Below are 9,827 nucleotides of genomic sequence, written 5' to 3'. Positions count from 1 at the left end.
TATGAATAAACACCGGAATATTATGATGAAAAATCCTCCGAGCCCTATGGGTCCGGAGGATTTTTTGGCGTCTATTAGCGGAGTAAAGCCGCAAGTCATGGCTATAGTCCCTGTGAATCCGCAAAGGCTCTAAGCTTGTGGGCAGACAACGGCCATCCATGAGCAAGCAGCCACTCGCCGCTTCAGCTTGTTGGGGCAAGGTTGCGCAGCAGCGGGTGCAGTCCGGGCAGCGCTTCGCACTGCCGGATCGCTTCCGCCGCGAGTCCGGCGATTTCCCGGGCACCCTGGTCCGAGAAGTGCGTGTCGTCGGCGATTCCATCGGGATAATTGGGATGGGACCCGGCGGGCAGATGCATAAACAGATGCTTCGATTCCTCCTGGCCCATCCGGAGATACAGCTGCTGGGAAGCCGCGAACAGGTCAAGCAGCGGCGCGCCGGCCTCCCGCGCGGTTTCGCGCATCGCCTCGGGGTAGGGGCCGACAGCGTCGGGATCCGGCAGTCCCTCCGCCGTAAAACGGCGGCGGCTGACGGAAGTCAGCAGTACGGGGATGCCGCCGCGCGAGCGGGTCGATTCGATAAACCGCTTCAGGTTGGCGCGGTATTCCCCGCCGGGAGCAGGATCCGCGAAGCGCGAAGGATCTTCCTGCTTTTGATCGTTGTGGCCGAACTGGATGAACACGTAGTCGCCGGGCTGAAGCTCGTTCTCCACGGCGGCCCAGCGGCCCTCGGCGATAAAAGAGCGGGTGCTGCGCCCGTTGATCGCCCGGTTGTCTACCCGGATCTCCGGATCCAGGTGCTGCTGGAGGTATTCACCCCAGCCGGTCATGGGCTTCTCGATGGCGCCCTTCAGGGCGGCCGTGGAATCGCCGACGATATACAGCGTCATGGTCATAGAACGGAATCCTCCCTTTTCTTTTACCGGAGACCAAAAAGTGGTCTGGCGGCATGGCTTGGGGTGGTTATCGTTCAGCATTGCCTCACGCTCATGCTTAGGAACGCAGCGCTTCGGGAATGCCGAGCTCTTTGAAGCCGAAATACCGCTCCGCGTTGCCGTAGGCGATGTCTTCCACGATTTGTCCGAGCAGCGCCTCATCGTCAGGCGCTTCCCCGCGCTCGGCCCACTCGCCGATCAGCTCACACAGCACGCGGCGGAAATATTCGTGCCGGGTATAGGAAAGGAAGCTGCGGGAGTCGGTCAGCATGCCGACGAAGTTGGCCAGCAGGCTGTTGTCGGCAAGCAGGGTGAGCTGATGACGCATGCCGCTGCGCGTGTCGTTGTACCACCATCCGGAACCGAGCTGGAATTTGCCGGCCGTATCCTTTTGATAACAGCCCATCAGAGTCAGAAGGACGGGATAGTCGTTCGGGTTGAGTGAATACAAAATCGTCTTCGGCAGTCCCTGGCCGCATTCGGCACGGTCGAGCAGCCGGGACAGCGGTCCGGCCAGCGGCAGGTCGTTCAGGGCGTCATACCCGGTGTCAGGCCCCAGACGCTTGAACATCGGCGTATTGTTGTTGCGGAAGGCATGGATATGCAGCTGCATCGTCCAATTTTTGCTGTGGTACAGTCCGATCAGCGCGCTCAGCAGCTCCGTGCGGTAAACGGTGATTTCCTCCAGGGAGAGCGTCTCGCCGGCCACCCTTTTCGCAAAAATGCGCTCCAGCTCTTCGGCGCTGCCCTCCTGATAACGCAGCACGTCGATCGCATGGTCCGAGAGGCGGCAGTCCTGCTCATGGAAAAAGTCGATCCGCTGCTTCAGAGCGTCCAGCAGTTCGGCATACGTCGTGACCTGCTGACCGGAAGCCTGCGCAAGGCGCTCCAGCCAATCGGTAAAACCGGGAGCGTCGATGTTCAGCGCCTTATCGGGGCGGAAGGCCGGGAACACGCGGAAGCCGGTGTCTTCTTTTTTCAGCAGCTGGTGGTATGCCAGCGAATCGGCCGGATCATCGGTCGTGCAGACGACCTTGACGCCCGAATTTTTGATGATGTTCCGCCGCCGGAAATCGTCCGTCGCCAGTTTGGCGTTCACCTGTTCCCAAATCCGCGGGGCGGATTCTTCGTTCAGAAGCTCGGTAATACCAAAGAAGCGGCGCAGCTCCAGATGCGTCCAGCTGTACAGCGGATTGCCGACCGTTTTCGGGACGGTCCGGGCCCATGCCAGAAACTTGTCGTAATCGGAAGCGTCGCCAGTTATATGGGATTCCGGGATGCCGTTCGCCCGCATTAACCGCCATTTGTAATGGTCCCCGGCGAGCCAGGCTTCAGTCAGGTTGCGGAAGTTCTGGTTGTCATAGATTTCCTTGGGGTCGAGGTGGCAGTGGTAGTCGATGATCGGCATGTCTTTGGCATGCTGATGAAACAGCTTGCGGGCGGTATCGGTCGTCAGCAGAAAATCGTCGTTCAAGAACATGATCCACAGCTCCTTTGGATAAAATCGAAATGGATTTAATCGTCCAGTGACATCACAGGGTAACCCCGGTTTTAAAAATAGCCAGCTCCCGTACGTCGTTTTGCTCGTTCCGCGTTTGTTGGCCGCTCGCCACCTGGATCAGGTAGGCGATAAATTCCTCCAGCACTTCCTGCATTGGACGTTCCAGCAGGGAGCCGGCGTTAAAATCCATCCAGTGCTTTTTCTTGTTGTATAGGTCATGGTTGGTCGCGATTTTGACGGTCGGGACGAAGCTGCCGAACGGCGTGCCCCGTCCGGTCGTGAACAGCACGAGCTGGCAGTCCGCGGCGGCGAGTGCGGAAGACGCAACCAGATCGTTACCTGGCGCCTGCAGCAGGCTGAGGCCCTTCTTGCGCAGCTTCTCGCCGTACTGCAGCACGTCGACGACCGGGGCGGTACCGGCCTTTTGCGTACAGCCGAGCGATTTGTCCTCCAGCGTGCTGATGCCGCCCGCCTTGTTGCCGGGAGAAGGATTCTCGTACACCGGCTCCCCCGTAGGACATGAAATACTGTTTGAAGTCGTTGATCAGCGAGGTGATGCTCTCGAAGACCTCGCGGCTTTCGGCACGGGCCATCAGCATGCGCTCGGCGCCGAACATTTCCGGGACCTCGGTCAGGATCGTGGATCCGCCCTGCGAGATAAGAAAATCGGAGAAGGCGCCGAGCAGGGGGTTGGCCGTAATGCCGGAGAAGCCGTCGGAGCCGCCGCATTTGAGGCCGACATTCAGCTCGCTGAGCGGGATCGGCTCGCGCTTGTCGAGGCTTGCTGCTTCATACAGCTCTTCGAGCAGGGCCATGCCGGCTTCGACCTCGTCGCCAACCTCCTGCGCCACGAGGAATTTGACGCGGGACTCGTCATAGTCTCCGAGCAGTTCACGAAACTCGGTGACGATGTTGTTCTCGCACCCGAGACCGAACACGAGGACGCCGCCGGCATTGGGATGATGGACCGCGTCCAGCAGGATGCTGCGGGTCTGGCGGTGGTCGTCGCCCAGCTGCGAGCAGCCGTACGGGTGCTTCAGGATCGTGACGTTGTCGAAGGGCAGGATCAGCTCGGCTACGCCGTTCACGCACCCGACGGTCGGAACGATGTACAGGTCATTGCGGATCCCTACCTTGCCATTGGCCCGCCGGTACCCTTCAAAGGTGAGGCCCTGGTTCGGGTAAGAAATCGGGTGAAGGTCCGGCTGGTATTCGTATTCTTCCTCACCGTCCAGGTTGGTCCGGAGATTATGCGTGTGCACCCAATCGCCAGGAGCGATCGCGGAAACCGCATGACCGATCGGATACCCGTATTTGATCACCATGTCGCCCGGGCGAATCGCAGTCAGGGCGATTTTGTGGCCCTGCGGGATCTCCTGGAGTGCCTCGAGCTTCACGCCGTCTATTTCCAGCGGTTCCCCGGCCTGAATCGGCCGGAGGGCAACGGCGACGCTGTCCCGCGGGTTCAGTTTCATCAATGATTTCATGTCAATCCTCCTCAGGTCAGTTGATGGAGCGAGGCCCGGACGCCTTCGCGTTCCAGCAGGCCGATATGCTCCCTAAGCAGTGCTTCAAGACCCGGAACTGCCGTTAAATCCATGCCCCACAGCCGTTCTTCCTTCAGAATGCTGGTAACGAACGATTCAGGGTCGATCCAGTTCCGATCAAATGCCTCCAGCACTTCCGGCACATCGCGGCGGGCGACCCGGTCGCCGCGGTAGGTCAGGAGGAGCGCAGCGAAGGAGAGGACGAGCAAGCGGGGAAGCTTCCCTTGGGCCTGCTGATAACGGATCAGCACCGGCAGCAGGCGTGCCGTGAATTTCGAAATGCTGTTCAGCGAAATCGATGCCAGCTCATGCCGGATCAGCGGGTTGTTGAACCGCTCGCGGATAGCCGCCGCATATTCGAGCAGCTCGGCCCGAGGCAGCTTCAGCACCGGCAGGATTTCGTCTTCCATCAACTCCTCGACGAAGCGGCCCAAATCGCTATCCTTCATCACGTCCTCGACCGTTTCAAGCCCGGCAAGGAGGCCCAGCGGCACCATAGCCGTATGCGGGCCGTTGAGAAGGTGAACCTTGCGCTCGCGGTAAGGCGACAGGTCATCCGTGACGATGACGTTCAGCCCGGCTTCGGCAAGGGGAAGCTTCTCCCGCAGCCACGCCGGCCCTTCGATCACCCACAGATGATAGGGCTCGGCACTGACCATGAAGGGGTCTTCATAGCCGAGCTTCTGCTCCAGGTCGTCAGCTTGATCCCGCGGGTACCCCGGAACGATGCGGTCTACCAGGCAGGAGCAGAACGTGTTGGCTTCCGTGACCCAGGCGGCAAACGCATCGCCAAGCTGCCAGTCGGAGGCATGCTGCAGCACGAAGCGGCGCAGCTTCTCGCCGCTGTCCTCGATCAGCTCGCAGGGGAGGATGATAAAGCCGGCTTTGCCGAGCTGGAACCGCCTGTAGAGCAGCTCCGTCAATTTGGCGGGAAAGCTGGAATGCGGAGCCTCCTCCCGGCGCAGGCCGGCCTCATACACAATGCCGGCTTCGGTCGTGTTGGAGGTGATGAACTCGAGTTCGTCCTGTTCGGCCAGTTTCAAGTAGGCCTCATAATCCGTATAGGGATTGATGACCCAGCTGACGGTGGCGATCACTTCGCTTGAGTTGACCAGCTGTCCATGAAGCCGCCCTTTAAGCAGTACGGTGTACAAGCCGTCCTGCTCCATGAGCGAAGTGCTCTTGCCGTGTGCGGTCGGCTGCACGACGACGGCGCTTCCGTTAAATAATCCCTTCAGATTCATCTGCTGCATCTGCCAGTTCACGAAAGCCCGCATAAAGTTGCCGCCGCCAAACTGGATCATGCGCTCGGGCAGGGCGGGGAGATCGGGAAACAGGCTGCGGGAAAGACGTGGTGTCATACGTATTTCAAGCCTCCTTTAGAGATGATGGACATTATGCACACGTTAACATTTTGATGTAAAAAAATCATGTTTGAAATACCGGCCTCGAAAAAATCAAGGGCATTACAGCTGCCCCTCCTATGTGACAGCCGCAACGCTTTGCCGCACGATCAGCTCCGTCTGGACAAACAGCTGTTCCGGCGCCGAGTCCGGCTGCTCGAGCCGCTCGATCAGCTTGGTGGTGCCGAGCTTGCTGATATCGGCAATCGGCTTGCGGATCGTTGTCAGCGGCGGGTACGTATACTGCGAGAACAAAATATCGTCGAACCCGATCAGCGACAGCTGTCCGGGAAGTGCGACGCCCCGCGCGTAGCAGGCGTTCAGCGCGCCGATGGCCATATCGTCGTTCGAGCAGAAGACCAGGGTCGGCGGATCGGACAGCGAGAGCAGCGACATCATGGCGTTATAGCCGCTTTCGACCCCGTAGTCCCCGGCGGTGAAATAGTCCGGAACCAGCGGGAGGCGGTGGGCGATCAGACTGTCCATGAATCCCTGCTTCCGCTCCGTTGTCGACTTGAAGCCGGCCTTGCCTTCGATGATGGCGATCTTCCGGTGGCCGAGGCCGATGCCGTAATTCAGCGCCTTCCGGACGCCTTCGCGGTCATTGGCGACCACGTTCAGAATGCCGGGGTCATCCAGCTGGCGGTTCAGGACGACGAGGGGGATGCCGGTCTGCTTCAGGTGATAAATGAAAGCATTGTCCGCTTCGCTCTGGCTCATGACGAGCACGCCGTCGAAACGCCTTGGCGTTATAGCATCATAGTGCCGGATGCTGTCGATCCCATGGACCGTAAGGCTGTAGTTCTCGTCGAGCACCTGATGAATGCCCTTGATGGCGTCCACGAGAAAGCTGGCCGAAGTTCCCTGGTCGATGCTGGAGAAGAACAGGCCGATCGTGTAGGACTTCTTCATAACCAGGCTCTTGGCGCTGTAATTGGGAATGTAGTTGAGTTCAGCGGCGATGCGTTCAATGCGGTCGCGGGTTTCCTTCTTGATGAGCGGGTTGCCGTTCAGCGCCCTGGAAACGGTCGTATGCGATACCCCCGCAACGCGCGCGATGTCTTTAATCGTAATCATATGACCTCGTGACATGAAATATTTGTTAACGGTTTCAGTTTAAGTTCAGACAGGGTTCAAGTCAATATGATTCCGAAAAAATGCACACGTGAATCATATTGTCAACCCAATCATGAAAACGCTATAATTGGAAACAAGAACGGGCTAAAGGAGCATCACAATGAAAAAAGGCCGCATGTTTTATAAAACGTTTATTCCCATTCTGGTCCTAGGGATCGGACTGGTCGTCAGTTTTGGCAGCTACATTTATATCAATACGACCCACTCGGTGATCGACCGGGTGGCGGGCAGCAAGCAGAGCTTTATTACCCAGACCAAAAATTCGCTTGAGCAGAAAATCCAGACGATCGAATACGCCTTTAATACATACAGCACGACGAGCTCGTTTGATGCCGTCGTAAAAAGGCCGATCACGGAACAGGATTTCGAAGAATACCGGAACGTCAATACACAGCTGAACTATATCGCCACGATGGGACTGGAAGGGACCGAGTATTCGCTCATCAGCCTCGTGCAGAATTGGCAGATTACGAGCGGAAAGTTGTCCTATTTGACGGAGGCCGACCGGCGCAAGCTGTACGAGGACTACATCGATAACAAAGACAAAGGGCTGTTCTGGATCAAAACAGATGACGGCATCCGTTTCGTGAACACGCTGCCGGTCTTTTCCAAGCAAAAGCAGGCGATCGCCCTTTCGGATATTTCCCGGTCCACGCTCGACCGGATCTTGAAGACCGAGGACAATGCGCCGGTCATCATTTTAAATAAACAGGGCGAGCTGATGTACGAGACCGATCCCGACAAGCAGCTGCTGTCCGCTGACCAGCTTGGACGCATCGTCCAGTCGGCCGGGGAAGATCACCGGGCCGGCAGGCTAAAGGTGACGGCATCCGGACGCCAGTCGGCCGAAGCGATCTATGCCAAATCCAGCTACAACAATTGGATCTATGTGACGCTGCTGGATCAGAAGGAAATTTCCGGCGCGCTCAAGACGACCAAATACGGAATCATGCTGATGGTGGCCGTCATTACGCTGCTGATCATCGTGGTGGCTTACGGCATCTCCGTTTATTTCACAAAGCCGATCCGCCAAATCCAGCGCAGCCTGCCGCGCAGCTCCCATTTGCCGTATAAGAACGAAATCGAAGGCATCCTTCATTCCATCGACACGATCGTCACCGAGAAGGAGAACCTGGAGAGCATGATGGAGGCCGAGCTGCCCCAGCTGGAAACGCAGCTGATCCTGAACCTGTTCCGGAACCGGGTGTCCCCGGAGGAACTGGAGCGGATGCTGCCGCGGTTCGGGTATCCGGAACTGACGCAGCCGTCGTTCGTTGCAATGCTGATTCAGATGGACAGTTACGGCGGCCGGGAGGCGTCGGACCGGGATATGCTCCTGCTCGCCATCAACAAAATGGTCGAGGAAGTCGTGCCGAAGGAAGGGCGCATGCTGCCGATTATTTTAAACGACAACACGCAGGCGACCATCCTGACGTTTACAGACCAGGAGGAGCAGGATATTCGCAGGCAGGTGCTCTCCTTTTCGAAAACGATTATGATGACGGCGCGCGACTATTTGAACTGCTCCGTCAGCTTTGGCATCAGCAAGACGTACCGGCATCTGTGGGAGAGCAAGGAGGCTTGCGAAATGAGCAAGCAGGCGCTCCGGCACCGGCTCAATCTGGGCAAAGAATCGATCATTTTCTATGAAGATATCGAGACGGTCGTCTCGGGACCGGTGCTTCTCCATTATCCGACGGAGCTGGAAACCCAACTGTTCGACGCGATCCGGCTGGGCGACGAAGAGCAGAAGAAGAACAAAAACTCGATGAATTTTGAAGTGGCCCTGGTGCGTTTCGTCAATAATCTAATCCAGCTGGAGCAGCTGCTCGGCGTGGAGGTGCTGCTGACGCAGGACAATCACGCGCTATACCACCGCCTGCTCGATATCCGCAACCCGGAAGAGATCGAGCGGATCCTCGTGGAGGAGGTCATCTCGCCGATGGTGCGCAGCATGAAGGAGAAGACCAACCGCCAGTTCCGTTCTCTCGCCGAGAAGATCGCCACGATCGTCCGCACGGAGTACGACCAGGAATTGTCCCTGGAATGGATCAGCGACCGGCTTCATTATAATCCGAACTATTTAAGCAGCATTTTTAAAAAGGAGTTTGGCATGACGTTCAGCGAATACCTGATGAATTACCGGCTGGAGATGGCCAAGAAATGGCTGATTGAGACGGACATGACAATCAAGGAAATCGCCGAGCGGCTCCAGTACCACAATCCGCAAAACTTCATCCGGTCCTTCCGCAAAAAGGAACTCGTGACGCCGGGAAATTACCGCAAAGTCAAACAGGCTCAGTAAAAAAACAAAGTCTTGTAATTCCGTCCGGGCTGCTTTCTTGAGCGGAATGCAAGACTTTGCTGTTCGTTACCCTTTGACCGAGCCGAGCAGCGCCCCTTTGACAAAATGCTTCTGCACGAATGGATACGCGATCAGCATCGGTACGGTCGCGATGACGATGACCGCCATTTTGATGGTCTGCGCCGGCGGAACGACATCCACAGACGTCCCTTCGGCCTGCATGCCGCTGGAGACGATGACGATCTGGCGGAGCAGCACCTGGATCGGCCACTTGGTCGAATCCGTCATGTACAGGATCGCATTCATATAGGTGTTCCAGTAAGCTACCGCATAGAACAGCGAAATGGTAGCAATGGATGGCAGAGCGAGCGGAAGCATAATTTTGAAGAAAACGCCAAAATCGTTGCACCCGTCAATTTTAGCCGATTCCTCGAGCGCGTCCGGAAGCGCCTGGAAAAAGTTTCTCATTATAATCAGGTTAAACGCGTTAATGGCGACCGGAAGGATGAGCGACCAGTAGGAGTCGATCAGTCCGAGGCTTTTGACGACGAGGAACGTCGGGATCATGCCGCCGCTGAACAGCATGGAGAAGACGACGATGAAGTTGACGAAGCCCCGGCCGTAGAGATATCTCCTGGACAGGCCATAGGCCATGAGCGCCGTCAGGATCATGCTGACGATCGTGCCTACTACGGTGATCCCGATCGATACCCCCAGCCCTTTAAAAATCGTAGGCGTCGATAAAATGTACTTATAAGCATCGAGAGAGAACGTCGTCGGAAACAGAATGAATTTTTTGGCCACGACTTCCTGGGTGGAAGCGAAGGAGCTCGCAATCACGTTTACAAAAGGCAGCAGGCAAATGAGGGAAATCAGAATGAGCAGGAGGCTGTTTACGACGGTAAACAGGCGGCTGCCGAAAGACTCTTTTCTACGCAAAGCTGTGGATGGTGTCATACGCGGGTATCCTCTTGTAATCGTTTACAGTTAGACTGTACCAAG

The 9,827-nt window shown here is 57.1% G+C and carries 6 protein-coding genes and 1 pseudogene; 1 reads left to right on the top strand and 6 read right to left on the bottom strand.

What is annotated here, in order from left to right; translation table 11 throughout:
* Positions 1–182 precede the first annotated feature (182 nt).
* The 5 genes and pseudogenes from CPT76_RS01165 to CPT76_RS01145 all read right to left on the bottom strand — a co-directional run bounded on the left by CPT76_RS01165 (position 183) and on the right by CPT76_RS01145 (position 6,460).
* The gene (locus CPT76_RS01165) at positions 183–974 is read right to left on the bottom strand and encodes a rhamnogalacturonan acetylesterase (protein WP_258167961.1); all 792 of its coding nucleotides are present in this window, start codon (positions 972–974) and stop codon (positions 183–185) included.
* Between the two features lie 16 nt (positions 975–990).
* The gene (gene uxaC, locus CPT76_RS01160; RefSeq protein WP_105441658.1) at positions 991–2,412 is read right to left on the bottom strand and encodes a glucuronate isomerase; all 1,422 of its coding nucleotides are present in this window, start codon (positions 2,410–2,412) and stop codon (positions 991–993) included.
* Positions 2,413–2,464: 52 nt separating this feature from the next.
* Positions 2,465–3,920, bottom strand: a pseudogene (locus CPT76_RS01155) (UxaA family hydrolase).
* 11 nt (positions 3,921–3,931) lie between these two features.
* Complete coding sequence (locus tag CPT76_RS01150) at positions 3,932–5,341, bottom strand: tagaturonate reductase (protein WP_105441657.1); 1,410 nt, start codon at positions 5,339–5,341, stop codon at positions 3,932–3,934.
* A 120-nt stretch (positions 5,342–5,461) separates the two neighbouring features.
* On the bottom strand, positions 5,462–6,460 hold the full coding sequence (locus CPT76_RS01145; RefSeq protein ID WP_105441656.1) for a LacI family DNA-binding transcriptional regulator: 999 nt from the start codon (positions 6,458–6,460) through the stop codon (positions 5,462–5,464).
* A gap of 160 nt (positions 6,461–6,620) precedes the next feature.
* Here CPT76_RS01145 and CPT76_RS01140 point away from each other — a divergent pair, with 160 nt between their 5' ends.
* Positions 6,621–8,825: an AraC family transcriptional regulator gene (locus CPT76_RS01140; protein ID WP_105441655.1), complete on the top strand. Its 2,205-nt coding sequence runs from the start codon at positions 6,621–6,623 to the stop codon at positions 8,823–8,825.
* A gap of 66 nt (positions 8,826–8,891) precedes the next feature.
* Here the strand turns inward: CPT76_RS01140 and CPT76_RS01135 are convergent, their stop codons facing one another.
* On the bottom strand, positions 8,892–9,782 hold the full coding sequence (locus CPT76_RS01135; RefSeq protein ID WP_105441654.1) for a carbohydrate ABC transporter permease: 891 nt from the start codon (positions 9,780–9,782) through the stop codon (positions 8,892–8,894).
* Positions 9,783–9,827 lie beyond the last annotated feature (45 nt).

It is taken from the genome of Paenibacillus sp. AR247 (genome assembly GCF_002968895.1).
GTDB classification, from domain to species: Bacteria; Bacillota; Bacilli; order Paenibacillales; family Paenibacillaceae; genus Paenibacillus_AQ; species Paenibacillus_AQ favisporus.
This window is presented reverse-complemented; position numbering and strand designations above follow the sequence as displayed.

Bases quoted from the DNA above. Each gene is read 5' to 3' on its own strand.
- uxaC (WP_105441658.1), bottom strand. From the start codon at position 2,412: ATGTTCTTGAACGACGATTTTCTGCTGACGACCGATACCGCCCGCAAG.
- CPT76_RS01145 (WP_105441656.1), bottom strand. From the start codon at position 6,460: ATGATTACGATTAAAGACATCGCGCGCGTTGCGGGGGTATCGCATACG.
- CPT76_RS01140 (WP_105441655.1), top strand. From the start codon at position 6,621: ATGAAAAAAGGCCGCATGTTTTATAAAACGTTTATTCCCATTCTGGTC.
- CPT76_RS01150 (WP_105441657.1), bottom strand. From the start codon at position 5,341: ATGACACCACGTCTTTCCCGCAGCCTGTTTCCCGATCTCCCCGCCCTG.
- CPT76_RS01165 (WP_258167961.1), bottom strand. From the start codon at position 974: ATGCTGAACGATAACCACCCCAAGCCATGCCGCCAGACCACTTTTTGG.
- CPT76_RS01135 (WP_105441654.1), bottom strand. From the start codon at position 9,782: ATGACACCATCCACAGCTTTGCGTAGAAAAGAGTCTTTCGGCAGCCGC.